General features: G+C 40.0%; 31 protein-coding genes. 6 read left to right on the forward strand and 25 right to left on the reverse strand.

Annotation, left to right across the window (positions count from 1 at the left end; translation table 11 throughout):
* Positions 1-109: 109 nt before the first annotated feature.
* From ACK8P5_RS13180 to ACK8P5_RS13190, 3 genes are all read left to right on the forward strand, one after another.
* Positions 110-1,003 carry a carbohydrate ABC transporter permease gene (locus tag ACK8P5_RS13180; protein WP_422656736.1) on the forward strand — a complete coding sequence of 298 codons (894 nt, stop codon included), beginning with the start codon at positions 110-112 and terminating at the stop codon, positions 1,001-1,003.
* Entirely contained in the window at positions 1,000-1,824 is an 825-nt protein-coding gene (locus ACK8P5_RS13185; protein WP_422656737.1) for a carbohydrate ABC transporter permease, read from the forward strand. Before ACK8P5_RS13180 ends, ACK8P5_RS13185 begins: the two co-directional genes overlap by 4 nt.
* 106 nt (positions 1,825-1,930) lie before the next feature.
* Positions 1,931-3,304, forward strand: coding sequence for an ABC transporter substrate-binding protein (locus ACK8P5_RS13190; RefSeq protein WP_422656738.1), 1,374 nt, complete (start codon positions 1,931-1,933; stop codon positions 3,302-3,304).
* Between the two features lie 67 nt (positions 3,305-3,371).
* Here ACK8P5_RS13190 and ACK8P5_RS13195 read toward each other — a convergent pair whose 3' ends face one another.
* The 6 genes from ACK8P5_RS13195 to ACK8P5_RS13220 form a co-directional block, all read right to left on the reverse strand.
* Entirely contained in the window at positions 3,372-4,448 is a 1,077-nt protein-coding gene (locus tag ACK8P5_RS13195) for a copper resistance D family protein (RefSeq protein WP_422656739.1), read from the reverse strand.
* A gap of 3 nt (positions 4,449-4,451) precedes the next feature.
* Positions 4,452-5,108 carry a copper resistance protein CopC gene (locus ACK8P5_RS13200; protein ID WP_422661470.1) on the reverse strand — a complete coding sequence of 219 codons (657 nt, stop codon included), beginning with the start codon at positions 5,106-5,108 and terminating at the stop codon, positions 4,452-4,454.
* A gap of 291 nt (positions 5,109-5,399) precedes the next feature.
* On the reverse strand, positions 5,400-6,149 hold the full coding sequence (locus ACK8P5_RS13205; RefSeq protein ID WP_422656740.1) for an SDR family NAD(P)-dependent oxidoreductase: 750 nt from the start codon (positions 6,147-6,149) through the stop codon (positions 5,400-5,402).
* A gap of 61 nt (positions 6,150-6,210) precedes the next feature.
* A complete protein-coding gene (locus tag ACK8P5_RS13210) occupies positions 6,211-6,627 on the reverse strand; it encodes a DUF2500 domain-containing protein (protein WP_422656741.1) in 417 nt (138 codons plus the stop codon).
* A 226-nt stretch (positions 6,628-6,853) separates the two neighbouring features.
* Positions 6,854-7,045, reverse strand: coding sequence for a hypothetical protein (locus ACK8P5_RS13215; protein ID WP_422656742.1), 192 nt, complete (start codon positions 7,043-7,045; stop codon positions 6,854-6,856).
* 223 nt (positions 7,046-7,268) lie between these two features.
* A complete protein-coding gene (locus tag ACK8P5_RS13220) occupies positions 7,269-8,558 on the reverse strand; it encodes a WD40/YVTN/BNR-like repeat-containing protein (RefSeq protein WP_422656743.1) in 1,290 nt (429 codons plus the stop codon).
* 233 nt (positions 8,559-8,791) lie between these two features.
* Here ACK8P5_RS13220 and tlp point away from each other — a divergent pair, with 233 nt between their 5' ends.
* Both tlp and ACK8P5_RS13230 read left to right on the forward strand, forming a co-directional pair.
* Complete coding sequence (gene tlp, locus ACK8P5_RS13225; protein ID WP_422656744.1) at positions 8,792-9,016, forward strand: small acid-soluble spore protein Tlp; 225 nt, start codon at positions 8,792-8,794, stop codon at positions 9,014-9,016.
* Positions 9,017-9,270: 254 nt separating this feature from the next.
* Positions 9,271-10,200: an L-lactate dehydrogenase gene (locus ACK8P5_RS13230; RefSeq protein ID WP_422656745.1), complete on the forward strand. Its 930-nt coding sequence runs from the start codon at positions 9,271-9,273 to the stop codon at positions 10,198-10,200.
* Between the two features lie 182 nt (positions 10,201-10,382).
* Here ACK8P5_RS13230 and ACK8P5_RS13235 read toward each other — a convergent pair whose 3' ends face one another.
* The 6 genes from ACK8P5_RS13235 to ACK8P5_RS13260 form a co-directional block, all read right to left on the reverse strand.
* On the reverse strand, positions 10,383-11,303 hold the full coding sequence (locus tag ACK8P5_RS13235; protein ID WP_422656746.1) for a tyrosine-type recombinase/integrase: 921 nt from the start codon (positions 11,301-11,303) through the stop codon (positions 10,383-10,385).
* 174 nt (positions 11,304-11,477) lie between these two features.
* Positions 11,478-11,876, reverse strand: a complete 399-nt coding sequence (locus tag ACK8P5_RS13240) for a spore germination protein GerPE (protein ID WP_422656747.1) — start codon at positions 11,874-11,876, stop codon at positions 11,478-11,480.
* The gene (locus tag ACK8P5_RS13245) at positions 11,873-12,076 is read right to left on the reverse strand and encodes a spore gernimation protein GerPD (protein WP_422656748.1); all 204 of its coding nucleotides are present in this window, start codon (positions 12,074-12,076) and stop codon (positions 11,873-11,875) included. The genes ACK8P5_RS13240 and ACK8P5_RS13245 overlap by 4 nt, the downstream gene beginning before the upstream one ends.
* The gene (gene gerPC / locus ACK8P5_RS13250; protein ID WP_422656749.1) at positions 12,054-12,668 is read right to left on the reverse strand and encodes a spore germination protein GerPC; all 615 of its coding nucleotides are present in this window, start codon (positions 12,666-12,668) and stop codon (positions 12,054-12,056) included. Before gerPC ends, ACK8P5_RS13245 begins: the two co-directional genes overlap by 23 nt.
* Before the next feature lie 56 nt (positions 12,669-12,724).
* The gene (locus ACK8P5_RS13255) at positions 12,725-12,958 is read right to left on the reverse strand and encodes a spore germination protein GerPB (RefSeq protein WP_422656750.1); all 234 of its coding nucleotides are present in this window, start codon (positions 12,956-12,958) and stop codon (positions 12,725-12,727) included.
* A 12-nt stretch (positions 12,959-12,970) separates the two neighbouring features.
* The gene (locus ACK8P5_RS13260; RefSeq protein WP_422656751.1) at positions 12,971-13,195 is read right to left on the reverse strand and encodes a spore germination protein; all 225 of its coding nucleotides are present in this window, start codon (positions 13,193-13,195) and stop codon (positions 12,971-12,973) included.
* A 113-nt stretch (positions 13,196-13,308) separates the two neighbouring features.
* On the opposite strand from ACK8P5_RS13260, the gene ACK8P5_RS13265 reads away from it, so the two are divergent.
* On the forward strand, positions 13,309-13,764 hold the full coding sequence (locus tag ACK8P5_RS13265) for an Hsp20/alpha crystallin family protein (RefSeq protein WP_422656752.1): 456 nt from the start codon (positions 13,309-13,311) through the stop codon (positions 13,762-13,764).
* Between the two features lie 461 nt (positions 13,765-14,225).
* Here ACK8P5_RS13265 and ACK8P5_RS13270 read toward each other — a convergent pair whose 3' ends face one another.
* The 13 genes from ACK8P5_RS13270 to ACK8P5_RS13330 all read right to left on the reverse strand — a co-directional run bounded on the left by ACK8P5_RS13270 (position 14,226) and on the right by ACK8P5_RS13330 (position 26,252).
* Entirely contained in the window at positions 14,226-14,669 is a 444-nt protein-coding gene (locus ACK8P5_RS13270; RefSeq protein WP_422656753.1) for a hypothetical protein, read from the reverse strand.
* 95 nt (positions 14,670-14,764) lie between these two features.
* Entirely contained in the window at positions 14,765-16,072 is a 1,308-nt protein-coding gene (locus ACK8P5_RS13275; protein WP_422656754.1) for a DUF4179 domain-containing protein, read from the reverse strand.
* A complete protein-coding gene (locus ACK8P5_RS13280) occupies positions 15,999-16,601 on the reverse strand; it encodes an RNA polymerase sigma factor (protein ID WP_422656755.1) in 603 nt (200 codons plus the stop codon). The genes ACK8P5_RS13275 and ACK8P5_RS13280 overlap by 74 nt, the downstream gene beginning before the upstream one ends.
* A gap of 138 nt (positions 16,602-16,739) precedes the next feature.
* Positions 16,740-17,366 carry an ABC-2 transporter permease gene (locus ACK8P5_RS13285; RefSeq protein ID WP_422656756.1) on the reverse strand — a complete coding sequence of 209 codons (627 nt, stop codon included), beginning with the start codon at positions 17,364-17,366 and terminating at the stop codon, positions 16,740-16,742.
* Positions 17,359-18,225 (reverse strand): ABC transporter ATP-binding protein, encoded by an 867-nt coding sequence (locus tag ACK8P5_RS13290; RefSeq protein ID WP_422656757.1) that lies wholly within the window; start codon positions 18,223-18,225, stop codon positions 17,359-17,361. The genes ACK8P5_RS13285 and ACK8P5_RS13290 overlap by 8 nt, the downstream gene beginning before the upstream one ends.
* Complete coding sequence (locus ACK8P5_RS13295; RefSeq protein WP_422656758.1) at positions 18,222-18,554, reverse strand: GntR family transcriptional regulator; 333 nt, start codon at positions 18,552-18,554, stop codon at positions 18,222-18,224. The genes ACK8P5_RS13290 and ACK8P5_RS13295 overlap by 4 nt, the downstream gene beginning before the upstream one ends.
* Positions 18,555-18,760: 206 nt before the next feature.
* Positions 18,761-18,997 carry a DUF896 domain-containing protein gene (locus tag ACK8P5_RS13300; protein WP_422656759.1) on the reverse strand — a complete coding sequence of 79 codons (237 nt, stop codon included), beginning with the start codon at positions 18,995-18,997 and terminating at the stop codon, positions 18,761-18,763.
* Between the two features lie 99 nt (positions 18,998-19,096).
* On the reverse strand, positions 19,097-19,987 hold the full coding sequence (locus tag ACK8P5_RS13305) for a hypothetical protein (RefSeq protein WP_422656760.1): 891 nt from the start codon (positions 19,985-19,987) through the stop codon (positions 19,097-19,099).
* Positions 19,988-20,256: 269 nt separating this feature from the next.
* Complete coding sequence (locus ACK8P5_RS13310) at positions 20,257-22,329, reverse strand: LamG-like jellyroll fold domain-containing protein (RefSeq protein WP_422656761.1); 2,073 nt, start codon at positions 22,327-22,329, stop codon at positions 20,257-20,259.
* 197 nt (positions 22,330-22,526) lie between these two features.
* Entirely contained in the window at positions 22,527-23,570 is a 1,044-nt protein-coding gene (locus ACK8P5_RS13315) for a hypothetical protein (RefSeq protein WP_422656762.1), read from the reverse strand.
* Between the two features lie 77 nt (positions 23,571-23,647).
* A complete protein-coding gene (locus tag ACK8P5_RS13320; protein WP_422656763.1) occupies positions 23,648-24,451 on the reverse strand; it encodes an ABC transporter permease in 804 nt (267 codons plus the stop codon).
* Positions 24,452-24,462: 11 nt separating this feature from the next.
* Entirely contained in the window at positions 24,463-25,272 is an 810-nt protein-coding gene (locus tag ACK8P5_RS13325; protein ID WP_422656764.1) for an ABC transporter permease, read from the reverse strand.
* The gene (locus ACK8P5_RS13330; RefSeq protein WP_422656765.1) at positions 25,269-26,252 is read right to left on the reverse strand and encodes an ABC transporter ATP-binding protein; all 984 of its coding nucleotides are present in this window, start codon (positions 26,250-26,252) and stop codon (positions 25,269-25,271) included. Before ACK8P5_RS13330 ends, ACK8P5_RS13325 begins: the two co-directional genes overlap by 4 nt.
* Between the last annotated feature and the right edge of the window lie 10 nt (positions 26,253-26,262).

Here is a 26,262-nt window from a genome sequence, read left to right on the forward strand (position 1 = left end):
CAATACGTTAATTAATTTCGATAAATTACGCTGAACTTACATAACCAACCATTCAACTTAACATGAGCAATCTATACTAGGCTTTGTAAGGTCAAGTTGAAAGTGAGGTATGGATAAATCCATGATACAGACGAGGCGTAAAGAAATGATGTTGGCGTATGTATTGTTAGCTCCTTCGCTGTTTCTGTTCGGTGTATTTCTGTTCTACCCGCTCCTAAAGTCCGTTTATCTTAGTCTGTTCCTAACTGATCCACAAGGTCGTGTAGCCGAGTACGTTGGAATGGATAACTTCAAAGAAATTCTCCTATCCGAGAAGTTCTATACGAGCTTTATGAACACCGTGATATTTATCGTTCTTACGGTGCCCGTTGGTATCGCAGTAGCCCTATTGCTGGCTGCGTTAACCCATAATCATTTGAAGGGAATGAAACTATTCCGATTTATCTTCTCCTTACCCATGGCTGTTTCTGTAGGTACCGGATCGATGATTTGGATGATTATGTATCACCCCACTTTAGGTATACTCAACTATTTCATGCAGTTCGTTGGACTGGATCCAATTCAGTGGTTAACGGATCCCAAGTGGGCTATGCTATCCGTTTCACTGATGACCATATGGATGAATCTTGGTTTCAATTACATTCTGATGCTTAGTGGAATGCAAGGTGTCTCGGATGATATTTATGACAGCGCAAGAATAGATGGCTCAAGACCACTACGAACCTTTGTACAAATAACAATGCCACTAATCTCCCCAACACTATTCTTCACCTTCGTAGTATCCATCATTGGGGCTTTTCAAGCATTCGGCCAAATTAATATTCTGACTAAAGGCGGCCCCATGAACACCACGAATGTGATGGTCTATAACATTTATCAAGATGCATTTATTAACTTTCGCTTCGGCATCGGGAGCGCACAGGCATTAATCCTGTTTGCTATCATTCTTCTGCTCACCATCGTACAATTCAAATTCGTTGAAAAGAAGGTGCATTACGGGTGAAGATTCGTCTCTTTCCCAGAAGCTGCATTTACATCTCATTATTGATTTGCGCTGTTCTTGTCTCATTTCCTCTGCTGTACACCCTATCTAACTCCATGATGAGCGAGGCAGAATCAGCAGTCTATCCACCACCCTTACTTCCTTCTTCCTTAAACCTGACGAATTTTATAAAAGTTATCGATACGATTCCTGTTCTTCGTTTCATTAACAACAGTATGATCGTTTCCATGTCCATTATGTTCGGGCAGATTATGACTGCCAGTCTCGCTGCATATGCCTTTGCTTTTCTTAGATTCCCAGGTAAAACACTATTATTCAGCTTGTTTCTAGCGACAATGATGGTTCCATGGGAAGTAATTATGATTCCGAATTACTTAACAATTAAAAGCCTTAACTGGCTCGATTCTTATCCAGGACTCATCGTGCCGTTTCTCGCTACAGCATTCGGAACCTTTTTACTAAGACAGTACTTTATGCAGCTCCCTAAAGAGCTCTTTGAAGCAGCAAAAGTGGATGGCTGTGGACATTTAAGAATGTTTATCAAAATGGTTATGCCATTATCCTTGCCAGGCGTGGCTACCCTTGGCGTATATTCGTTCCTAAACAACTGGAATATGTACTTATGGCCGCTTTTGACAACCAATCGAGAGGATATGCGAACCGTTCAAATCGGTATTGGCATGCTTCAGTTTGAAGAAATGAATTCGTGGAACCTCATACTTGCAGGGGTATTATTACTTCTTATACCTTCTCTTCTACTACTCGCTCTAGGACTTAAACCTTTGGTTCGTGGGATAACCGCAGGAGCATTGAAAGGTTAATGGTACGATGGTTCGATCGTTTTTTAGAACAATCACTTTTGCGGGTTTATTCCGCAATTTTGATATAGATACATACTATATATTAAAAGGGAGAGATTAACCGATCATGAAACGTATTGGAAAAAGATCCTTCACCTTGATGCTGCTCGCTTGCATGATGATTCTATCCTCAGCTTGTGGAAGTAAAACCTTATCTAATGCTCCTGAACCTGTAGCCGCTGACCCTTCAGCTCCATCCACTCCTAAAGAACCAGTTAAAGTAGTGTGGTGGCACTCAATGAGCGGGGAACTGGGAACTGTCGCCGACAAGTTAGTATCAGACTTTAATGCTGAGCATCCCGAGATTCAGGTCGAAGGCGTGTTCCAAGGGACATATGATGAAAGTTTAAACAAACTCAAAGCTTCTCTCGGGTCTGATAGTGGTCCGGCCATGATTCAGGTCTATGAAATCGGGAGCCGTTTCATGATGGATACGAAAGCAATTAAGCCCGTTCAAGATTTTATTGATGCTGAACAATATGACCTATCCGCATTGGAACCCAATATTAAGAATTACTACACATTCGATGATAAGCTGTATTCAATGCCATTTAACTCCTCAAATCCTATTCTTTATTACAATAAAGATGCTTTTATAGCAGCAGGTCTAGATCCAGAAAACCCGCCTAAAACTTATGAAGAAGTGGCTGAAGCAGCGAAAAAGTTGACAAAAGATGGACAGACTGGTGCTTCTTTTGCGATTTATGGATGGTTTATGGAACAGTTTTTTGCTAATCAAGGCGCTGAGCTTCTCAATCATGGGAATGGCCGCAGTGCTCTATCTACAGCTTCTCAAGTGAATATGGAAGCAGGTGTGAAGACACTGGAGTGGTGGAAAGGAATGCTAGACAATAAATCCTTACTCAATCTAGGACGAAAAACAGATGATACAAAAAAAGCATTTGCGGCTGGTCAGATCGCCATGATGCTTGACTCTACAGCCTCCCTACGAGGTATTGTCAGCGCTTCTGAGGGGAAATTTGAAGTAGGTACTGCTTTCTTACCAAAACCTTCTGATGGCGGCAAAGGTGGCGTTATTATCGGAGGAGCCAGCCTATGGATGCTTAACAACAAGTCGGAAGCTGAACAACAAGGGGCTTGGGAATTCATGAAATACCTTGCTGAGCCGAAGACACAAGCTTACTGGCATGTGAATACAGGCTACTTCCCGGTGACTACCAAAGCATATGAAGAATCAATAGTGAAAGAAAATTTGGAGAAATACCCTCAATTTCAGACAGCAGTGGATCAGCTCCACCAGACAGAGCCGAATCAAGCAACGCAAGGTGCAGTTATGGGTGTATTCCCAGAAGCACGTCAAATTACAGAGACCGCTATTGAGGAAGTATTGAACGGTAAGAAGTCGGCACAAGAAGCGCTGGATCAGGCTGCGAAAGAGATCACTTCAAAAATCGAAGTATATAACAAAACTGTAAAGTAACAGGTTGATACAAAAAAACATCCCAAAAGATCTCAGATCTTTGGGATGTTTTTTCATGAGTAAGGTTTTATTGGAATGAGAACATGACTCCGGCATAAATAGCTGCCACTGCACCAAGTCCACATAACAGAACTACACTTGCACCTTTACTACGTCTAAATAAAACAATCATTGCAGAACATAGTGCTGCTCCAACCAAGAAGAGTAGTATTCCAATTACACTCCATTCAAATGCCAGAGGCATACCCGTGTATTCTTGATGGAACCATCTGAAAGGCTCAGCTGCATCTGCTCCGGTTAAGGCCACAGTTACATCATGTGGAGCAGGTTGCTGATTCATAAACCCAGTCACGATATAGATTAATCCTAAGATTACTCCTTCAGTTCTAGTCCATATCGCGGGGTTAAAGTCTGGCTGACGTTCCAGTTTTCTCTTCATCAGACTTCCGTTAATAAATCCGAATACCAGAAGCGGAATAATCAGGATGTGCTTAACAAGAAGTGCTTGACCATACGGGACAACCCAACTATTTATTAAATCAGGTGTAACACCACTCATTAGATACAAACCAGAACCAATTACAATTAGAACACAAATGATAGCAGTGGGATGGAACCATCTTAGAAAAGCTCCCCATCCTGTTGTTCCTTTGTTAAAAAAGCCAACCATAAGCAGTGTTCCTGTCCATACCGCCATTGCTGTGAAATGTCCGAAGAAAGCAAGTTCTCCCTTAAATCCGAACAAAGAAGCTGCGTGATTAAATGAAGACATCGCAAAGGAGATCCCTAATAAGCTGATGGGCATCAACCAACGCATTTTAGTGGTAGGTCTTCGATGATGAATTACAGTTAGTACAGCCATGAGCAGGGATAATACCGCAACCCATGCATATTTCTCACCTTCACTAAAGGAGAACATGACTGCTTTAAACGATTGAGCGAATCCTACATCATCTTTAAAGAACATGATGATTTGAAAAATCGGAATGAAAGCACATATAGCAACAATTATAGCTGCAGCTGGACCGATCCAGACAGGGTATCTAATGCTTGGTTTCTTGCTATCAGGTACGAAAGAAAGGACGGTAATCCCCGCAAGAATCGCATATCCTAAATAGAGTAGTGGTTCACTAATCCAATACATCGATTACCGTCTTTTCCGGGATTGTTTAAGGGCGAAGAACCCTCCGATCGCTACTAAGGCGACAATCAGTACAACCCACAGTGTAGTTCCAGAACCGGACTCTGTCGCATCCGTTGAAGCTTGTGACTGCTCGGCAGGAGTATTGTCTGTATCTGCTGGCTGTTGTTCAGAGTCATTAGAAGTGTCGCTTGGCTGCTCTTGGTTCGAATCCGTTGGTTCGTCAACAGCTGTGTTGCTATTCTCTCCATTATCTCCAGGATTCTCAACAGGGCTATCTTGATCTGCTTCAGGAGTTGTTACGGGTGCATCAACTTGAAATGCATAATTGCCTTTCACTGGATGACCGTCAAGACCAACAATCTTCCATTCTACCGTATAGGAGCCTGATTCTAGGGGACTTCCTAAAGTTGCTTTCATTTCACTGTTCTCAATCTTCACTTCAGTAGCATCTATCTTCTCACCTTTATCGTTAGTGATCGTCAACGTACTTAGCGTTGAATCAATCTTCTCATTAAACGATAAACTAAGTTGCTGAACGGCTTCAGTTTCAGTTGAATTGGCCGCGGGAATGCTTGATTGAAGTTTCGAATGTGCCCAAGTACCTGCTGGGAACGCAAACACAAGGAGCATGGCGAGAAACATAATCAGGGGTTTAAACATTTTCAAGGGTGAATCCTCCTTCTTCGACTAGAAATATCTTAATTTTTAACCATCCTCATGATAACAAAGAGAACGAAGCAATACTATGTGTAATTTGTGAATAATTAAAAACACATCGGATATATAAGGATTATTGTTAACATATTAAATGTTATGTAAACTTATAATGGTTAAAGATACCTCTTGCTCGATTGAAAAACTCCCAACTGAAGTTTCTCATCTTCTAAGAAGCATCAATTTGTAACAAATTCTATTAATAATCTCATTAATAATTAATAATATTAATTATAGTTATTCTTCATAGATCATCTTTTTTGTCATGCCTCCATCTACAACCAAATGGGATCCAGTAACAAAAGTATTCTCCGGGTCTGTTAAATAAAAACAAGCACGAGCAATATCTTCAGGTCTACCTACTCGCCCTGATGGATGTTGAACATGATCCTGATCGCTTAAAGCTTCATAATCACCGGTCTCGATCCAACCTGGACTGATACAATTGACTCTGATTCCATCGGCTCCCAGACTAACTGCTAACGCATGAGTTAAGGAAACAATCGCACCTTTCGAAGCGGCATACGCTTCAGAGTGAGGTTCAGACTGGATAGAACGCGTAGAAGATATGTTCACAATAGAGCCGCCTTTTCCACGGGTCTTCATGTGTTTGGCTGCTTCACGAGATACAAGAAAACAGCTACGAGCGTTCGTATTTAATACATCATCCCATTCATCTACTGTCAATTCGTAAAGTGATTTGAAACGTGATACACCTGCATTGTTAACTACGATATGGATTGCACCCGTCTGATCAAGAGCAAATTTCATTAGGTTGACAACATCTTCTTCTTGCCGAACATCACAAGTTGTAAACCATGCGGAGTAGCCATCCTCAAGCAGGCTACGTTCTACTTCACGGCCTTGTTCTTCTAAATAGTCACTGATTATCACCTTAGCGCCTTCGGATGCATAAGCACGTGCTAATCCAAGTCCTATCCCCTGTGAAGCACCGGTAATAACGACTGTCATATCTTGAAATTTCATGGACTGCCCCCTCCTTGATAATATTGATTATATAACAAGGTGGGAGCAGTCCCAAGTATGTTCACTTATGCACTTCATATCCTCGTACGGGTTCTTGATATTGACGAGGATACCGCTCGAATTTATAGTAACGGGTTCCTTGAAAAGACAACCTTCCCTCATCACCCTCTGCACAAATGCCAAACTCATTCCCATTCACTAAAAACTCCATTCGATCTCCGCTTTCCACTTCAAAGGTCAGGTAATATGAAGTCCGGGTACGGCTGGATATGTTATCATCTGGCTGATGGCTATGTGTAACCTCGCTTCTTTTACTGACGATACGAGAATCTACGGTTAACAGTGGTTGCTTGTTATTACGGTTCCATTGCATGATGCCTTTACTGGCAGAGAGCAGAATAATACCAAGAACTACTACAAACACAACAGGCATCACACTCCCGAAAAAATCGAACATCCAAACTGAATCCGATCCCATACGCCTCCCCCTTCCGTTTTTCACCGAACTGGTTCCATGGATCCTTTCTCTTGATTCATTTATATGCGGAGAGGAAGACAACTTTAACTCAAGAATCGGAAAAATAACTCGTTTGTTGTTGGACAAGGGTAAACAAAACAAAAAGCTGATGATCTGTATCGCTACAAACCATCAGCTTTAAGTCAAAAGTTGACTCTTTTCCTTCAATTGTCTTCTTACACTTTCCCTAAGCATGTATCAGTTGCAGAAGTTCCTTTGTTTCACGAAGTCCTTCATCTTCCTCATTCTCCATAGGTAGTAAACCTTGTTCTGTCCAGCAAGCTCTACATTTTTCTTCGGTTTCACATAGGTGTGCATCATCACAGTTGTAGCACAAGCGAAGCAGGTTGACAGTCATCATATCGGTTTCGAATTTCATCTCAATCACTCCTATTTTGTTTTACCTGTTTGGTGTATCTCTTCTTTACACTTTTATAATAGCATGAAAAACCACTATAGTTTGTGATTATTTTCACAACTTTGTGAACAAAATCAAAATTGTGATTTTTTAAATTACATATGACATGTATTGAAATAAGTTGTGAAGATATAAAAAACCTTGTCTCCTGCTTAATCGCATGAAAACAAGGCTTTCGTATTTGTCATCTAACTCTCCAGTTCTTACCGCCATCTAAAGTTTGAAGAAGTCTTGAGCGTTTACCGTCAGAAGATTCTACCAACATCCAACCTACATCAGTTGAAGCAAATTGCAATTTTGATATATTGGGCAAATCAACTAGATGCTCTGTCAATTCAGGATCCTTAGGAAATGCATTCCAAGTCTTTCCCATGTTCTTCGTGTGATACACAATACCGTTTATGACACTCCAACCTTCTTGAAGATTTCTAAAGATGGGACTGATTGTTCTTTCACTTGATTCTGGCTTTAAAAGGAAAGGCACAAGTTCCCATGAAACCCCACTATCCGAAGAAAAATACCCAAGGTACACTGTCTTCTGATTTTGATCTGTGCTGGTTACAGGAATCCATACATCATTAGTTCTCCCGAGGAATTGTGGTGTACCTGGTATGTAAGAGACATAATTACTTAATTGACCTTCTTGGAATACGGCATTCGAAGCATTCCACTTCGTACCTCCATCTCTAGTTACATAGAGTTTTGACCCCTTCATCTCTTGAACAGTAGCTAGTCCCGTATAAGAATTAGCAAATGACATACCCATTAAGTGACCTGTTCGTGGTATAACCGTAGCTGGAATCCGTGATGCAGGGTAATCAGAATTCTGCATTATCGTATTCCAATTCCCCCCATTATCTATCGTTCTGAATAAGGATTTTTCCTGAAATCCAGGTGACTCCTCTCCAGCTGACATGACCCATCCACGCACAGCCGAAGTAAATGATAGAGCAGTCACTTCTCTAACCCCCGGGAGCGAAGATAACTTCCACTCTTTCCCGCCATTGGTTGTATTCATCAGAATGGTCTCCATATTTCCTTGAGCATTACGAACGATCCAACCATGATCTTTGTCCGTAAACACGATATCTTTTCCATACACAAGCTTATCTACAAAATTAATGTTGGAAGATGGCGAAATATTAACCCACGTCTCTCCATAATCCTCTGTAAGATAAAGTCGCAATGATGTTTTTGTCAATCCCCAAGCTATTCCTTCTGATTCACTCAACATATGAAAGTCAGTTAGTCTAGTCTGAATTTGATACTTACTTTTTTCCTTAGTGTCACTATTTGAGGTTTCATCGGTTATAACCGTTAAGACCTGTCCATCTTCAACAGATTCGTTATCAGTCTCTACTGGGCTCTGTTGTATCACCGTCTGTGTCGGTGTAGAAGAACAAGCAGTAATCATAAATATGAATATGAATAGCATACTCATGCTAAGACTATACGAATGATTGCGTAATCTCAAACAACATCCTCCTTCGTATTCATCAAGCGTATTCTTGTCGCTTTTTCGGTCATTATATCATACCACTCGTATGAGTATAGAACTGAACCTTTGCAGTTTGATAACAAAACTGTATCTTTTTTACTATTTTTTAACAAATGTTTAGTAAATGCATAAGGTAAAGCCTATTTAGGGAAACTTCACTATATGCAATTATAGCAAGCAAAAAGATCAGGCTCTTGGAGGTGAAATTCATGTCAAAACCGGACAATCGTAAAGATAATGTTGCTCACTTGCAAAATGCCGTACAAGATACCATTGAAAATTACCGTGAAGCTGAGAATTATCTCAATGAATACAGTGATGAAATCTCATCTTCGGAGAAAGAACAAATTTTGCAGAAGAATAACAGACGTAAGAACAGTATTTCTAGCTTCCGAGAAGAAATAAAAGATGAAGCAAATCATCAGCAAGATTAACAAGTTGCGTATATTGGAGATCGATGACCTTAGTACCGTACTTTGTCTTCAAGAAGGAGACATTCATATAAGTTAGCCTTACGAAACTTCAGATTTGACAAAATTGTAAAATAATCAGAGTGTATTCTATAGTTTTTGTGATCAAAATCATGTAAACAATACCTATTTTGATGATTTACCCCTATAATGGGTAATGGTATGCGTACAGCATTTTCCATATAAACCAAAGTATTTAGGAGAAGGAGATGATTTGAATGAGTTCTGCTACTTTTAAACCAAGCCGTATCGTCATCGTCGGAACCGGTGCAGTAGGAACAACAACAGCTTATACACTGTTGCTTCGTAAGCGTGTATCGGAGATTGTTCTGATTGATGTTAACCATGATAAAGCCGTGGGTGAAGCGCTAGATATGAATCACGGACTACCATTTATTGGTGGAGTTAAAGTTTGGGCTGGAGATTATTCTGACTGCACAGGTGCAGATATCATTATCGTAACAGCGGGAGCTTCACAGAAACCTGGCGAAACCCGTATTGATCTCTTGAAGAAAAATGCAGCAATTTTTAATGATATCGTACAAAATATCACGAAATATAATAAAGAAGGCATTCTTCTGATTGCCACGAATCCAGTAGATATCCTTGCCTATATAACACAAAAAGTAAGTGGTTTCCCAGTTAACAGAGTTATTGGCTCGGGTACACTGCTGGATAGCGCACGTTTCCGTTATTTGATTGGTAAGAACAAAAATATTGACCCACGTAGTATCCATGCCAATGTAATCGGGGAACATGGTGATTCTGAGGTACCGGTGTGGAGCCTTGCACACGTTGCTGGGGTAGATTTAGAGATGAGTGAAGAGGACAAGAAAGAGATCAGTTCCAATACAATAAATGCAGCATACGAAATTATTAATGCAAAAGGTGCTACATTCTATGCTATCGCACTAGCACTCGATCGGATCGTAACAGCTATTATGCAAAATGAAGGTGCAGTACTTACAGTCTCCACTTTACTTCAAGATTACTGTGGAGTATCCGATGTGTACCTCGGTGTGCCATGTGTTGTTGATCGGACAGGTGTAAGACAAGTTCTCGACATTGAACTCACACAAACAGAGACACAAATGTTCCAAGAATCAGCTGAAAAAATGAAAGTCGAAATTGCAAACCTTAGAGGATAGCATAACAAAAAGAACGTCTGATGACTCATGGATACATGAGCGAATCGGACGTTCTTTGTTAATGATATTTAATTAATGTCATTAATTATTAACATCACGAATTAAATGGCAACTGCATTTAGCATGTTCTTAGAAGGATATGTATAATGCTAAATAATATAGTTTACATAATATATTATATGTTACCCAATTCCCGTTGGAAGCTGAATATTTAAACGAGCGATAGCCTCTTCTTTTTCACGGCTTGTCACATGGGTATAGATCGTTGTTGTCTGTATGGATGAGTGTCCAAGTAATTCCTGAACGGTTCTTAGATCAGCACCCTTACGAAGCAACATCGTTGCAAAGGAGTGTCTTAGCTTATGGCTAGAGTATGACAATCTCTGCTGTTCAGGCACTTCCGCCTGAAATCGTTCAAAGGTTTCCGAAGCAATCTGTTGTATACAACGGATAGATAATCTTCTTCCCTTCTGTGACGTGAACATCGCTTCCTCTTTAGCTCGCCAGGGGTCAATTCTTTCCGAAATTGCCTGCTCCAGCATAAGACTAACCGACTCAGGCACTGGAAGTGTGCGCCATTTCCTTCCCTTACCGAATACATTAAGCGTCTTATGCTCTGCATTGAAATCAGATAAGTTAAGAGCATGTACTTCACCTATACGAAGCCCCATATATGCCATAAGTAGAAATATCGCAATGTTTCGTGTGCGATATTTACCTTGTACAGACTCGAAGAAACGCATTAATTCTTGTTCATTTAGAAAAGATGGGGCCCTATTCGAATCCGTTTTTGATTTTTTCACACCAGCTGCAGGGTTTTGTGTCGTCAATTCTAATTCAATCAATGCTTTGAAAAAGCAGTTCACCGCTGCATGCTTGCGATTTCTTGTAGCATCACTGACTCCTCGTTCTCGGACAGATGACAAGTAAGATATCACATGAAGCTTCTTGACTTGTTCCATCGTCTTCCCTTTCAGCGACTCCAAAAATTCATATACATCACTCAAATAGGACTTCTGTGTATACATGGTATACCCCGCATCCTTCATCCAGATCAGAAAAGCGTCTAACTGCTCTTCGTAGATGTCTTTTACATCGGTCATAGCGCTTCTCCTCCTCCTTATACTGAACATAATTTTAGCACAAATCCTTCAGATTTGTAGTAATTGCAGCAATTCATGGCATCATAAACACACAAAAAGTCCGCTCTCTCCATCATAGAGAACAGACTTATATGAGCCCGAGAATGACCTTGTTATCAAGGTTTTCCTCACACTTTAACCTGCTGTAGATTCTCCCTTAGCATTCGATGTTGGAGCCTCTTTAATGAATTTAAGCCGGCTCTCCAAGTCCATCGTTCGATTCGGTCCAACTTGGAAGGTCGATCCAGTACTAACAGACAGAATTCGAACTGAATTTATCTGAATCACGGATCCAAGTAGTTTGTTAGAGATCGTCATCTGAACTTCTTGGTCATGATCATCGATCCAATGCGGTATTTCTTCCTTAAATATCGTGTAATCCGTGAACTCTACCTCATCTACTGATGATTCCTTTTCTTTCTGCACATGAATGCCGCAGGCCTTAGAGACAATATTTCCGGACTCGCCACATATCACCACTGCACTATCACAGATACGATTGATGTACACGTTTATTATTTTTGAATTTCTCATGACTGTTGCTTCGGTTCTAAAGAGGACTGCTGATCCATGGAAGGCTCCGCACTAGGAATTAAAGAATCTGGAGGCGTATCGAATAAAGACGAGCAGTTAATGAACTGCGTATCACCAACAAGGAATACAGATGAACTACTGATGGACAACACTTTGATCTCGCCTACGGACAACGCTTTATTCACGACGTTCAGTTTCATTTGTATCCTTCTTTCCCTTATAAGTCTGTTCAATATGCTGCTTTACAGCGACATCAATATCTTTCTTCACTTGCTGAACAATTGTATCCTGCACGGACGCATCATCTAGCTTTTGTGTATTATTCGATTCCATTTGATCTACATATAAGACAATGCGAGCATCAACCTGTCCTTTAATATCTTGGATGATTAATTCCTTATGTTTCGAATCGATTTGCCCTTCCTCTGTTAAACAATCAATCATCTTAGGAATCTCATGTTCAAGATACGCATAAACAGCCTGCTGAATATTCGTGATCATTAATGCTCGCTTGGGATCAGTCTGAATTTGTTCCATAGTCTGGCCATTTACCATCACATCGTCTATTGTTTTACCTGCACTTTGCGTCATCCCAATATTTAAAGTGCCCTCAAGCTTCTCAATTTTGAGGAGATCAAAATGATATTCAATTCGCTCAATGTTCGTACTGTTTTTGCTCATTAACCCATCCACATCTTTACGTAGATCCTGCAACAATTGATCCATCTTCTCTAGTTTCTCTGATTGCCTCTTCAGTTCTTGAAACAATTGCTGAATGTAAAAAGGATGCATACAACCCCTCCTATCCTATTCTATGTAGGGGTTGTATGAATAATTCAATGAACATATTAAGCGATAAACTCCCTTAGGCTCGGTTCTGGTAAGGGAACCATTGGCTGCGGCTGCTCTTGATCAGCTCCTTGTTCATCTTCTGCAGCTACACTCTCTGCTCGATTGGTGTTATAAACATGTGAAAGAGCTTTTATTGTTCCGGAAGTACCAATTTGCAAAACAGATGAATTAGACACTGAGCCAATACGTAACTGTTGAACCGTTATACACTGATATACGGATAAGTTCATAAACCGACATCCTTAAGGAACAGACACCTGATCAACGGCATCTGGATCTAATGTATTGGTACTACTCGCTTGATTGTTTGTAATGACCGTTCCAAGAGAATCACCGACTGAGAATGAGTTAGCTCCCCCATTGTTCTTTACATTGCTGCTAAGAATTACAGACGCCGTATTTCCCACTAACACTGTGGAACTGGGGCCAACACTGTTAATTTTCATATTGCCTATTATTGAAACCACCAATCCACACTCCTTCACACTTAATCACTACGTCATTCTATGTAGATACTAGCCCAGTTGTCACTAAAAAGGTCATTCACCCATACAATACCTAAGAACAAAGGAGGGAGATTATGAGCTCGGATCTGCCGAATTTAGACTGGTTACGAGAAGATCCATTCTTCAAGAAGCACTTTCCTTTTAAAGGTATTAAAGAACATCTTAAATTCAATTCCGATGAAGTGGATCAATATGTTGAAAATGCACTACGTGAAGCAAATATGAATTCTGCATTAAAAAGTAGGAACAATTCCAAACTACAATATGAACACGTCGATACACATAATATATTAATTACTAAAATTAGAATACCAAAAGGCGTTCACCCCGAAAATATTTGGGTTCAGTTGAATCGTACCCAGATTCGAATTCATGGATTGAGTGATGAGGATGAAAGTGAGATTATCACATTACCATCACCTATTATATCCGACCAAAGTAAGGCAACATTTAAACAAAGATCACTTCAACTCAAAATGCCAAAAATGTCCTCTGGTCGCTTCAAGGACATCCCGATTCGATTTTTATGAATAATTGTTAAAAACCATCGATTTAGAACGTAACCACTTGCCTATCCAACGAAATAAAAATGCTTTAAATCATAATATGCGTATAATTTATGTTATACGCATATTTTTTAGCCGTTATTTACGTGTGAAATTGACTGATTTCCCAGCCCTAAAATGCAGAAAAAAGCCGTAATAGCGCGGCTTTTTAGTGTTTTTATCCTCTTTTATGTTATTATTCATACCGAATGCCATTCGAATGAGCTTCTAATGCATTTCTATTTACGAAAGGGTCTCCCTTTCTCGTCTAATCATTTCTAACTCGGATCACCAGACAATAACCTGGTTAAGATGTTTAGGAGTTTGTACCAAATCTCATCTGTGATTTCATGAGTGTTCGTCGTTGGAATATCGTTAGCAAATATAGTTTACATAATATATATTAAGTAAACCAATGATTATGTGGCTTAGTTTTTATTATCTTACTATAAGATGACTAGTTTTAGAGTAGTGTTTTGTGGCGGAGCTGATTCCAACCACATTTTAGGTGTTACAACAACAATATTGTGTCCCTTCTTTAACTCTGACAAATTGCGTTTATCATTTCTAAGTATTAGAATGTCTTTTGATTGTTGATCTATTATTTTCACTTTAAATATATTTTTACTTGTTCTATCTAAAACTACATCTTGTACTTCTGCCCATCGACTTTCTAAAGCATCATTTGAGTAATCTGGGTTTTCTTTCAAAACATCTTCGATTAATGAATTTTTTAAAGATTCAATCTTTTTCTCATCCACTGCTTCTAATGTTGTGTTCTTTTCTTTGAAGCTTTGTACTCCACCGGGTCTCTTAATTGTTAGTTCTTTGTTATTGTTGATATCTTGAGATGAACAACCTATCAATAGAAACACTAGTGCAACTGACATTAGACTTAATAATAAAGACCGCTCCACTTCCCTAACTCCCCCTCATAGTTAATATTGACGGGAGATAATAAGCTTAAGTTGCATATCATTATGGTTCACTTTACAGGAATAGATAATGTCTTATCGTAGGTTTTAATATAGTGGAATCCGTCCAGCAGTAATTGTTCCGGTTGGTCCGTTGTGTTAAATGAATAGGTCTGCTCCCATAGAATGTTACCGTTGTTCAGATCCCACCTCCGTGATGTGGAAATGGATGATACGGGTACTATGCTACCACCAGCTTGTATGGATAAATTCTCGGTATCCAAGATTGTAAATTGTTTTCTGGCGATAATGATATCATAGCCTGTGTCAGTTTTGGTTACGCTTCGAATCCATATCTTTTCATCACCAATCTGGATGGATTGATCTGATGGAGAGGTTATGGAAATGGGCTCTTCAATTTTCTGAAATCCAGTAAAGGTTTCAAGTACAAGTTCAATGGTCTCAATCTTGTCAGTAGGTAAGACATCGAATTCAAGTTCAAAACCCGGAGTGTCCGGGTCAGCGTGATCTGATTGCATTCCCCAAAATTTCACTTCTGTTCCATTCACATAAAGCTTTGTTTTACCTGAAAATCTCGGGTATTCATCACTATCCATTTCATAATGCCCCTTCAAGATGGTTGAAGAGGGTGAAGCCGTAATGGTGTCATAGTGAACAATTCCCTGATCGACAGAAACAGATTTAGAAATATCCTCTTTAATAATACTCTTCATTGCTTTATTGGCTTCAAACTTGAAGGAAATAGGATATGACCCTCGTTCCTTTTCATCCAGCCACTCGGTAAAAGTAACGGTTAATGTTCTGGAGAACGGACTAACCGGCTCGAATTTATACACGCCCTCGTGATGTGTTTCATATTCGCTGTACTTGCCATATCCACCTTTCCAAACTGAATCGGTCAAGAACCCTTGTATGTTACCCACATGATAACGAGGTGTACCATTTTCATTAAATACGGATCCTGTCATGCGATCAATGGTGTAATACATTAATAATGCGTTATCATCAGCTATAACACCATTAATAGTAATGACCGTGCCATCAGGAAGTGTAGTGCTTTTGTTGACGACTTGTCCATAGCCTTTCTCCGCTACTTCAGTAAAGCTTAGCGAAGACAGCTCGATTTTATTGAGTAACTTACCTCCATAATAAGCAAATGCAGGGTATTGATACGTTCCAACAATCAACAGGAGTGCTGCAGCTGATGATACAACCCACGTCATCGGTTTATTCTTTTTTTTCTTCTTAGTCGGTACTTGTATCAATGCATTTCGAAGTCTATCTTCAAGTTCTGACGGAGCCTGTACCATATTCAAGGTTTGTTTGTGTTCCTTTAATTTCTCCTCGATCGTTCTCATAACGATCACCTCCGATCATGGCTTTTAATTTTTGTAGACCTTGCGAAATTCTTGATTTGATCGTGCCTATTGGTGCACCGGTCATTTCCGCAATGGCCTGATATGGAAGATCATGTACGTACCGTAGTTCGATCGCCTCTCGCTGCCGTGAGTTCAGATGAGACAACAGTACTTGCATGTCCATCTCAGACTCTGAATAACGATATGGGTTATCTTCGGTTAATGCAGCCAGTGATTGTTCCCGCTCGTCTTCCAATGGAAGAAATCGCTCCTGTTTGCGCAGTAATGTTTTACAACGATTTACGAGAATCGTTTTACTCCAGCTGTAGAATGCCTCACTCTTTTGCAATTGATCAATCTTTTCATAAAGTGTAACTATCATATCTTCCATCGCGTCCATTGCATCATGCTCGTTTCCCATATATGTATAGGCAAGACGATAATAAGCGTCCTGATCGGCTATGATTAATTGTAATAAAGCTTCTTTGTTTCCATTTTGGGCTTGCCTGACAAGACGGCCAATATTCATGTTCTCCCCCCTTTTTCATAGATAAGAGATCGCAGAGGTTATAAAAGTTCATTTTACACAAAAAAAGGAGTCATGCCGTGGCAAGTACTCCTTTTGGAATCAACTAGATTTCCAAGTATGTAACTGTTATTGAATGGTCTATATATCTTTCTTAGAAAATAGACTCATTGTCAAGAAATATGAAGCAATGAATATAAGGATGATCCCCAGTGGAATAAAGAGCATGGATTGATCCTGCAATACATCTTTCTGATTAATCACTGATATGGCCACAGCTACAGGTTGCGACATCGTAATAATAGCCACCAGGAAAACGGCATTTATAATACCTGCTCCCTTTTTACTAAGAGCGTAGAATAGGGGCATATAGATTGAAGTTAATAATAAAACGATTGCTATTGGAACCAAGATGGCCAAGATTGAGTAATCTGGCTTACTAAACTGTGGATATACAATCTTCGCGACCCAGTGAATGCCGTAAGAAGCAAAAACACCAAAAAGTGTGATTATAATGGCAGTTAAGAATTTAGCCTGCACAATTTGCTTCCGGCTGACGGGTAGTGTGACCAAGAAATGATGATTATTGTTCTTAATGTCATTCATCGTGATTAGTGTAATTGAACCAAAAGCAGTATAGATACCAACAAAGTAAATCGAGAGTTCACTCTTGGGTATGAACGTAATACTGAATATTCCAAGATAGAGGAAAACCATCCACAAAGAACTTTTTAATGCAATGAAGTCTTTACGAAGCAGATTAAGCATAAACGCCGCCACCTTTCGTCGTAAAATACATGATGTCTTCTAATGAAGGTTGATCCAAAATAGCGTAACTGCTAAACAACAGCTCGGCTTCCTGCCTATTATCGACTAAGCCCTCGAAGCCAACTGATGTTTCTTTTATGCCAATGAACTTTTTTCGAATGTCCGAATCAAGAAGCTGTAAATCGCCTTTTACGATCGCGTATTTCTCTAACAGGTCTTCTTTCGCTTCATTAAATATGACTTTCCCACGATTTATAAATGTGATGTAATCCGCTATACGATCCAGATCGGTGGTAATATGCGTGGAGAAAATAATCGTATTTTTCTCGTCCTGCATGATGTCTGTAAGAAGATCGAGCATTTCTCTTCTAAATATGGGATCAAGTCCAGAGGTCGGCTCATCCATGATTAGAAGCTCTGCCTCATGTGATAATGCGATGGCAAGGGCTAACTTAACTTTCATCCCTTTTGATAAATCCTGCACCTTATTCTTAAGTGACAATCCAAATTGATCTAGATAGGTCCAAAATTTATGGTCGTTCCAATACTTATAAAATGGTTGAATCATCTTCATCGTATCTAAAATGGTGAGATGTTCGTAATAGAAGCAATCATCTGACACAACGCCAATACGTTGTTTAATGTCAATTTCATGTTTTGGCATTTCCAGACCTAATATTTTAACGCTTCCAGAATCGGGCCGAACCATACCAAGTATCATCCTGATCAAAGTGCTCTTTCCAACACCATTTGGACCTATTATTCCTGTTATGTATCCCTGTTTCACATCTAAAGATATATGATCAACCTTAAACAATGGGTAAGATTTGGTCAGACTACGTACTTCAATGGCATTCATAGTAGATCTTCCTCCTCAAATAATATCGACAGATGGTCAAGCACCTCTTGTCTGGACATGCTTAATTCCTTGCTTTCACGAATAATGTCCATCATTTTCTCTTCCAATCGTTTCATGCGTTGTTCTCGAATAAATTCTTTATTGGCCCCTGATACAAAACAGCCCTTCCCAACAACAGAGTCAATAAGCTGTTCCTTCTCTAGTTCTTCATAAGCACGCTTCGTCGTAATGACGCTGACCTGCAGCTCTTTGGCCAGTTGTCTAATGGAAGGAAGACTATCTCCCGCAGCCATTTCACCACTCAGGATGTTCTGTCTAATCTGATTCATGATTTGTATGTAAATGGGATCACTCGATGCGTTAGATAATATGACCTTTATGTTGTTCACCTCAATTCCGCAAAAGTATATACCGTATATATATAATATATACACTTTAAATATTATCGTCAACACATGTTTAAATTGGGTCTATTCTAAGAAACAAGAAAAAAACCCCCACAAAGATTGTGGAGGTTCTGATAATTAAAAGGTGCTTAGTGCTTTTGTGACTGATTCTGTTGTTGTGTAATTTTCAATTTCTCAGGGGTTACATCATCCCCGTTAGGGTCAACAACTTTCAAGGTAGACATGGTCGAAAGGACTTGCCCACGAATGTCTTTCAGATATTCCTGACGAAGTTTTTGTTGCTCTTCATATTCTTCCGGAGTTAGACCTGTTGTTTTCTGTTTGCGGCTTAGTTCATTAATTCTATTTAATGAAGGAATGCTCATAGTTATTATCTCCTTCCGTATAACAAGATGTAACGTACAGTTTACTTGAAAACATCCATAGATGCAATAAACACTTGTCTAAGTTTTTCTCTTACAAGATCACCAAGATGATAGTTCTGTTCTTTTCCAGTTATTTTGACTTACGCAAACATATACATATTCATCATCCCAAGCCATCTGTCCTTGGCTGCAGGCAGAACTAGAAGAAGCCGGCGTATACTTATTGCGGATACGTAGCTTGTCCCCATTAATATCAAGCTTCGAGTCTGGGTCACTCGTACCAATGCCGACATTCCCGTTATTTCGCTGTATGGTTAGCGGAGAATCCAGAACTTCACCATCGTTACTGTAGCGAACAAATTGTAGGTTGGCACCTGAATTACCTTCATCCTCTTTTGAGCTGTCAGCGCGCACAGCCCATCGAGGTGTGGTCTTATTATTCTTACCGGAAACACTAAACTGGATGTCCCGATTCGTATTCTCTTCTCCAGCCACTCGTAAAACTCCGCTCATCACATTGAAGTTCGATGAATGGGTTCGAATTTCGCTTATATCGGTATCAAAGGGGATCTCGAACCGTGTAAATAGCTGGTCTGCATACTCTCCCGTAGGCGACATCGTTGTCTCAAACGAGATATGCTTGTGATCCTGCTGTTCCGGATTGTTGGCTTTGTCATGGGAGATAATCGCCGTCTTATCCTTACCTTTCTCATCGACCCAGACGATCGCTGGCTTAGCCCTTTCGGCTGTCCATTGAAGTCGAATCAGATCAGACTGGTGCCCCTCCCGTTCGATCCATTTCTTGTCCGTTGAAAAGAGAAGTCGCTCATTGTGTGGGATACGAATATTTTCGCCCTTTTGCTCGGTTTGTTCTTCTAGCACCGTTGTATCCTCTTTATCCTTCTCCACCTCATGCTTCTGATCTGTACATCCTATCCCAATCAAACTAAAGCTCCCAAGTAAAATCATCATCATTCTAAATAATTTCATAACGTTCCCTCCGTTTATCGTCGCAACTCATTTTTATTCGGATTTCTGAATATGTCTGATCGTATTATATGAATTACCACACGTATACCCATTTCAACAAAGTTCCCGGAAAAATGATTCTTTACGTCTATATGTACTTCATTTGAAGAAACAAGTTTTTTTGTATTAGAAAAGACCTAGTCAACGTCAGATACTCCCCCAATAAAAAAACAGGAAGGGTTACTTTCCAACGAAAGTGACCCTTCCTGCTCTTTAGTTTATCATTGCAGTTATTTGGTATTAAATAATCCCGAAGGGAGTTTGGCATCCCAATTTTGTGGTGTACCTAGACGTAATGCATGTGCAATGACAGCAGCTGTATCGATGTTTCTTACTTCACCCGACAATATAGTACCTGGCTTTATAGAATTTCCTTTCGCAGCCCAGAAAATCGTCTGCTCTTCAGTCGTTTTACCCCCATGTCCTGTACCGCTCCCACCGTGGTCAGTCGTGACAATAACTAGTGTATCCTTCATCAGCCCCGCTTCCTCTAATGCTATCATAATTTTTCCAACGTTCTGATCCGCTTTCTCTAGCTGTTCATAAAACTTATCGCTGAAATAACCATGATTATGTCCAGCTCCATCCACTTCATCCAAATGGACAAAAATACTTCGTGTATTCAAGCCTTGTGATTGAATGTACTCAACCGTTTTTTCGGTTGTTATAGAATCGTTGCCGCCGTTGACTTTATAAGCGCCTGAAGAATCTTCAATGATCCCCTTGTTGATTGGCGACCAAGTCGTAAAGGATGCGATCTGTGACTTAGGTCGTTCTTGCTTCAGAAGCTTCATAAACGAAGGATAATCATTTACTTCAGGATATGGAGTGGAACCGACAATATCATTGGTCAGGTTATGTTTTGAAGGCTCCACACCATGAAACATTGAACCCCAATTCTCGGCACTAATCGTTGGCAGCATCGCTTTTGCTTCAAAAGTTGAAGCACCTTCACTCATTAATTTCAGAATATTCTTTGCATTAGCTTTTGGGTCTTTGACGGCATTACCGGCTCCATCAATTCCAATAAAGACAACACGTTTATACAGAAAATCATTTTTATAAGGCTTAAGCTTATCTTCTATGATTTGTACATCCTTACGGTCTACCTTCTTGTCGTTATTAAGATCGGCCACTTTGGACTTTTCCCAACGCTTGTCCCCTTGCTTACTACTTTGTCTCTTCAAAACTTCTTGAAGGTCCACTTTCGTGAGCAGCCCATCCCCCGTAAGATCCAAGGAATTTGATACAACGACACGTACAGAAGCCGTCTTGTTTCCATCTATGGTATGGACGGTAATTGTTGCTTCTCCAGGATCTCCTGCTATAACGGTTGGCCGTTCGTTCACTGTGGCGACCTTTGCAACTTTTTCATTGCTAGAGGTCCATTTCACATCTTGAACCGTAGCATCTATTGGAGAGAATTTTATATTCAGCGGCATAGGAGCTCCAGTCTTAATGGAAAGCTCTGTTCGATCCAATGAGATGGATTGTACAGGCGTAGGCTTTAACGGTGGAGCATTATCAAACATCAAGCGTGCATCCGTATCGGAAAGTGCGCTTCTAAATACTTGTAACTCATCCACTTTAGCTTTTAATGCAGAACCGTATTTCCCAGTGCCATCCTGGCCAATTTTGGTTGTGAACGGTGAATCCAGCGTACCCTTCATTTGCGAAATATCGACGGTATTGATGAGTACACCATCTTTATAGAATCGAGCTTGTCCTTGAGTCCGATCATGCGATACGACGATATGATGCCATTTATTATCCGCAACATCCGGCATGCTGTAATCCAATCGTTTACTTAGAGACGTTTTATAATTCCAAGTGAGAGAACCAGAACCGTTTACACCAATAATCCACCCCGTATTCGCTCCGGAATTCCAATCCTTGTTCGATATGATAGATGGATCTCCTGAGATTCCTTCTGTTTTAATCCAGAATGCAATGGAAAAATCAGTGTTTTCACCAAAACGAAATTCATCGCGATCCCCTAAATCTATGTACTGCTCTTTTGAGACCAATCGTACAGCCTGACCAATACGACCTTGAGCATATTCCGGATTACCAAAGACTTTCGCAGATACAGAACTTGGCGAGCTGTCAATCGCACTATCTTCAAATTTAAGGTTTAGTACAGAAATCGGAAGTTCTGCCTTCGCTGCAGAAGGACTTCCGACTTGGCTTTCTAGCTGTGCCGCTCCTAATGCATGAACGCTAGTACTATAAGGTGTTGTTAGTGAGATCAGTACCGCAGCAGAAATCGATGAAATAAACAGGCTTTTCATAGGTTGCTTCATGAATTCCCTCCTAGGAAAATGTTTTCGTCTCATTAATCCCACATAAAACAAAGTACTATTATTTGTTTTTGTGTGGAATCACTTCCATCTTACGATTCATTTGTAAACTTAATTACTTAATTATTAAAGATACCTGTAAAAAAAGAGTCCTGATAGAAATTCATCAGGACCCTCTATTAAGTTAAATATAAATCAAATCAAGCAAGGAGTAATGCAATCAATTTTTGAAGAAGAATAGGCTCTTCTTCCCGAAACTGTTCGAATCGGAGCTTTAATCTAGGAAATACTTCCCTGTCATAACGAATTTCATGACGAATATACTGATCTCTTAGCTTCTTTGCTCGGTTACTTATATCCTTGAAACCTTGAACGAGTTCCTCATCATATGGAATTACTCCCTCATCAATCAAGTATCCGATTCGTTCACTCATCAATTGTTTGTGTTCCCATAGAACATGAAGATGCCTGACATCATTTCGTCGAACCAGTCGGGAATCGTCTCTCTCTACAGCATCAAAGTACAGTTGGAGATAGTCGTAAATCTTAATTCCGAAAGCTTCATCTTGATCAAAGTTATAATTAATTCGATTTAGATGAGTCTCTCCATTTAAGTAATCACGTAGTTGATCGACCGCAGCCGTCTTATCAAAAGTATAATCTGAATGAGGAATACATTTATATAGATATGTATGGTGATCGAATGTACGCTTACTATCAAGTAACTGCTGCATGGAATGAACAGCTTCTTGAATTTCCCGAAATGGTATCTGTACATTCCGATATATTCCCTGATTGTCAAACATCGAAGCATAAAAGATCTCTTGTTCCCAATCAAAACCATATAGAAGCAGATGATGCGGGAAAGATTCTTTCTGATAGGATGCAGCTAGGGATAACCTTGATTCATCTATAAATACAACACAATAGTACCTACTTCGAATGAGATCTGCGAAAAATTTCGGGAAATCGTCGATATGTAAATGGTCTAGAATCACATAATTGACGGCACAGGTCAGTAGAAATGGATTATTATAATTCAGTTCGTTCGGCTTCCCCCTGAAAAAATCGACATAAAACTGTGTACTATTCTCCAAAAAATCTTTATTGCAAGATAACTGTATAAAATTACTGTAATACCAAGGTTTTGTTTCTTCATAACTACTAGTAATGGATAGCGTGTAGGCCCACCTCAAAAATCCCTTCAGTGGAGGATTCACAATCGGAAGCTGTACAGTGTTCATCGGATACTCCCCTTTTGACAAATTAATACGCATTCTTCCAAGGACATGTATTAGTGGACACTTGCATGATATTTCTCTTAACTGCTTGCACTACTATATCCCTTAACGGCCTGCTTCCAGAGCAGTCGAATAAGAGCAAACAACAAAATTGAAGCAAGCATCGCCAATCCCGTATGTAGCCAATTCAACTGCCCCAGTAGAAACATAGGTCCGAAATTGGTAATCAAGAATAATGGAATGACAAATGTTCCTATTCGGCGGACCCAAGACGGATAAATTGCCATTGGGAAATTATTAGCATCCCATACAGAATGTGAAATCTCCGAAACGGAACCTGTCTGGACGAACCAGAACGAAAGCAGTGCTGGAATAATCATCAAACAGTATGTGATAACTATAGAAACGATTAGCAGTAAAATAATACCGGCCAAGTGTAAAAATGTGAGTGGTATACTCATCGCGTACCAACCAATCCCCATCAAGATAAAACCAACGATAATATCAGGAATTGGAAGAGCCAGATCAATGTAGCGCATCGAGGCCATGAACTGCAGAGAAACCGGCTTTGTGAGCATTAAATCAAGGGAGCCGTCTTTTATATATTCCGGAATTTTCATGAAGTTAGTAAAGAATAGTCCCACATAAATACCTGTCACGACAGTATGCATCCCGATAAATAGAAGTAATCCTTCAGGAGGAATACCATCCACATGCAGATCTGTACGAAACACAACCAGCACATAAAGGAGCTTGGCTATCAAATATACAGATTCGACGATCAGACTCATCATGAAATTGCCGCGGAACTCCATTTGAGCAATAAGGCAGTTTTTGATGAATAGGCCATATAGACGGAAATATTTTTTCGTAATTTTAAACATACGCTCTTCCCCTACCCTCCCACTGCCGAATATTTCTTAATGGAAATTCGCCATGTGAGACGGGATAACCAAAAAAAGAACAGTATCCATCCAAACTGGATGAATAACCCTTCGTTCATTTGGGCTGAATCCATTTTCCCACTCAAAATATTGACAGGAAAATAAATGGTATACGGAAACGGTGTATACTGCAGTACCTTCACGACCGAATCTCCAAATATTTCGAGAGGAAACATGCCTCCACTTAAAATATTGACGAGCAAACTTGTAATCACAAAAAAATAAGATATTTCGTGCAGATAAAAAGCACTAGCACAGATAGAGTAAGCGATCAGAAAATTTAGCAAGAGCGCTCCCCAAAGCGTAAAGGCAAATAAGATCAACCGTATGGCTTGAAGTTCCATTACGCCTCCGGAAGAAGCAATCCATATAATGATAATGAGCAGTAATGCAGTAATACCGTAATAGATCGATTTCTGACCTAAAAAGGACATGAACCGATAACCGAAGTAACTGACTGGTTTGATCAAATACTTATTTAGGCCACCATTTTTAATATCATCAGCAATTTGGTTTTCAAACTGGGTCGCAATCAACTTGGATACAAGTCCTGATAATACGGTATACATAATAATTTGACTGTATGAATACGTGAATAGAGCCGTCTGCCCTGAATGTTCGTAAACGGCGGTCCAGATGAAATACTGAACGAGAATGGGAAAGACAGCGCTGAGTAGTCCAAGAAAGAAGTGAAGCCGATATTCCATCGAATGCTGGACGCCCATCGAGAATACAGCTGTATATAATTTGCGTCGATTCATCCAACCGATTCCTTGCGGTATAACATCGAAATACTCTCCTCGATCGGTACATCCTCAATCGTCCAGTCCATGATCGGGAATGTATCGAGCACAGCTCGTGACACTTCTTTCAAACGATATTTAGGTAATTCAAGTACTGCGTTGTATTCATCAGCACTAATGATTTTTCCGAATTTAGCTAATTTCTGTTCAGCGACAGGATCCGAGAAATGCAACCTTATAATTTTGTTCTCTCCAAAAAGATCATTGATCTTGTGAAGATCCCCATCATATAGAAGATTGCCCTCATTAATAATAATTGTCCTCTTGCATAAATCTTCGACATCCTTCATGTAGTGACTCGTAAGCAGGATCGTTGCACCGAACTGCTCATTATAGTATTTCAGGAACTCTCTCACTTTTTTCTGCGATGGAAAATCCAGACCAATCGTTGGCTCGTCAAGATATAACAGCTTCGGACGATGAATAAGTGCAGCGATCAGTTCCATCTTCATTCGTTCACCTAGGGATAACCGGCGTACCTGTACATCCAATAAATCCTGCACATCGAGCATCTCTGAAAGCTCTTCTAAGCTGCGGCGGTAAAGATCATCATCGATGTCATAAATACATTTATTCAAATAAATGGATTCACTAGCCGGAAGGTCCCACCATAGCTGGTTTTTCTGTCCCATGACAATAGAGAATAACCGTTTAAATTCATTCTTCCGTTCCCAGGGCACATAACCTAGCACATTCGCCTCCCCGCTAGTAGGATATAAAATTCCTGATAACATTTTGAGTGTCGTCGTCTTTCCTGCTCCGTTCGGTCCCAGGAACCCTACACACTCTCCGGGGCCGATATCAAAGGAAATGGATTTGACAGCTTCCTTTACAAGTGACTTCCGAGCAAATAAGTTTTTCAATGAATTTCTGAATCCAGCTGCTTTACGGTAATAAATAAATGTTTTATGCAATTCTCGCACATGGATATAATCCATCTCCACGCCC

The sequence above is a fragment of the Paenibacillus sp. EC2-1 genome (assembly GCF_049311625.1).
Taxonomy (GTDB): Bacteria; Bacillota; Bacilli; order Paenibacillales; family Paenibacillaceae; genus Paenibacillus_AQ.

Excerpts from the sequence above, each read along its gene's own strand:
- ACK8P5_RS13180 (WP_422656736.1), top strand. The coding sequence starts at position 110 with ATGGATAAATCCATGATACAGACGAGGCGTAAAGAAATGATGTTGGCG.
- ACK8P5_RS13190 (WP_422656738.1), top strand. The coding sequence starts at position 1,931 with ATGAAACGTATTGGAAAAAGATCCTTCACCTTGATGCTGCTCGCTTGC.
- ACK8P5_RS13195 (WP_422656739.1), bottom strand. The coding sequence starts at position 4,448 with ATGTATTGGATTAGTGAACCACTACTCTATTTAGGATATGCGATTCTT.
- ACK8P5_RS13200 (WP_422661470.1), bottom strand. The coding sequence starts at position 5,108 with ATGTTTAAACCCCTGATTATGTTTCTCGCCATGCTCCTTGTGTTTGCG.
- ACK8P5_RS13205 (WP_422656740.1), bottom strand. The coding sequence starts at position 6,149 with ATGAAATTTCAAGATATGACAGTCGTTATTACCGGTGCTTCACAGGGG.
- ACK8P5_RS13210 (WP_422656741.1), bottom strand. The coding sequence starts at position 6,627 with ATGGGATCGGATTCAGTTTGGATGTTCGATTTTTTCGGGAGTGTGATG.
- ACK8P5_RS13215 (WP_422656742.1), bottom strand. The coding sequence starts at position 7,045 with ATGAAATTCGAAACCGATATGATGACTGTCAACCTGCTTCGCTTGTGC.
- tlp (WP_422656744.1), top strand. The coding sequence starts at position 8,792 with ATGTCAAAACCGGACAATCGTAAAGATAATGTTGCTCACTTGCAAAAT.
- ACK8P5_RS13230 (WP_422656745.1), top strand. The coding sequence starts at position 9,271 with ATGAGTTCTGCTACTTTTAAACCAAGCCGTATCGTCATCGTCGGAACC.
- ACK8P5_RS13235 (WP_422656746.1), bottom strand. The coding sequence starts at position 11,303 with ATGACCGATGTAAAAGACATCTACGAAGAGCAGTTAGACGCTTTTCTG.
- ACK8P5_RS13240 (WP_422656747.1), bottom strand. The coding sequence starts at position 11,876 with ATGAGAAATTCAAAAATAATAAACGTGTACATCAATCGTATCTGTGAT.
- ACK8P5_RS13245 (WP_422656748.1), bottom strand. The coding sequence starts at position 12,076 with ATGAAACTGAACGTCGTGAATAAAGCGTTGTCCGTAGGCGAGATCAAA.
- gerPC (WP_422656749.1), bottom strand. The coding sequence starts at position 12,668 with ATGCATCCTTTTTACATTCAGCAATTGTTTCAAGAACTGAAGAGGCAA.
- ACK8P5_RS13255 (WP_422656750.1), bottom strand. The coding sequence starts at position 12,958 with ATGAACTTATCCGTATATCAGTGTATAACGGTTCAACAGTTACGTATT.
- ACK8P5_RS13265 (WP_422656752.1), top strand. The coding sequence starts at position 13,309 with ATGAGCTCGGATCTGCCGAATTTAGACTGGTTACGAGAAGATCCATTC.
- ACK8P5_RS13270 (WP_422656753.1), bottom strand. The coding sequence starts at position 14,669 with ATGTCAGTTGCACTAGTGTTTCTATTGATAGGTTGTTCATCTCAAGAT.
- ACK8P5_RS13275 (WP_422656754.1), bottom strand. The coding sequence starts at position 16,072 with ATGAGAACGATCGAGGAGAAATTAAAGGAACACAAACAAACCTTGAAT.
- ACK8P5_RS13280 (WP_422656755.1), bottom strand. The coding sequence starts at position 16,601 with ATGAATATTGGCCGTCTTGTCAGGCAAGCCCAAAATGGAAACAAAGAA.
- ACK8P5_RS13285 (WP_422656756.1), bottom strand. The coding sequence starts at position 17,366 with ATGCTTAATCTGCTTCGTAAAGACTTCATTGCATTAAAAAGTTCTTTG.
- ACK8P5_RS13290 (WP_422656757.1), bottom strand. The coding sequence starts at position 18,225 with ATGAATGCCATTGAAGTACGTAGTCTGACCAAATCTTACCCATTGTTT.
- ACK8P5_RS13295 (WP_422656758.1), bottom strand. The coding sequence starts at position 18,554 with ATGAATCAGATTAGACAGAACATCCTGAGTGGTGAAATGGCTGCGGGA.
- ACK8P5_RS13300 (WP_422656759.1), bottom strand. The coding sequence starts at position 18,997 with ATGAGCATTCCTTCATTAAATAGAATTAATGAACTAAGCCGCAAACAG.
- ACK8P5_RS13305 (WP_422656760.1), bottom strand. The coding sequence starts at position 19,987 with ATGAAATTATTTAGAATGATGATGATTTTACTTGGGAGCTTTAGTTTG.
- ACK8P5_RS13310 (WP_422656761.1), bottom strand. The coding sequence starts at position 22,329 with ATGAAGCAACCTATGAAAAGCCTGTTTATTTCATCGATTTCTGCTGCG.
- ACK8P5_RS13315 (WP_422656762.1), bottom strand. The coding sequence starts at position 23,570 with ATGAACACTGTACAGCTTCCGATTGTGAATCCTCCACTGAAGGGATTT.
- ACK8P5_RS13320 (WP_422656763.1), bottom strand. The coding sequence starts at position 24,451 with ATGTTTAAAATTACGAAAAAATATTTCCGTCTATATGGCCTATTCATC.
- ACK8P5_RS13325 (WP_422656764.1), bottom strand. The coding sequence starts at position 25,272 with ATGAATCGACGCAAATTATATACAGCTGTATTCTCGATGGGCGTCCAG.
- ACK8P5_RS13330 (WP_422656765.1), bottom strand. The coding sequence starts at position 26,252 with ATGGATTATATCCATGTGCGAGAATTGCATAAAACATTTATTTATTAC.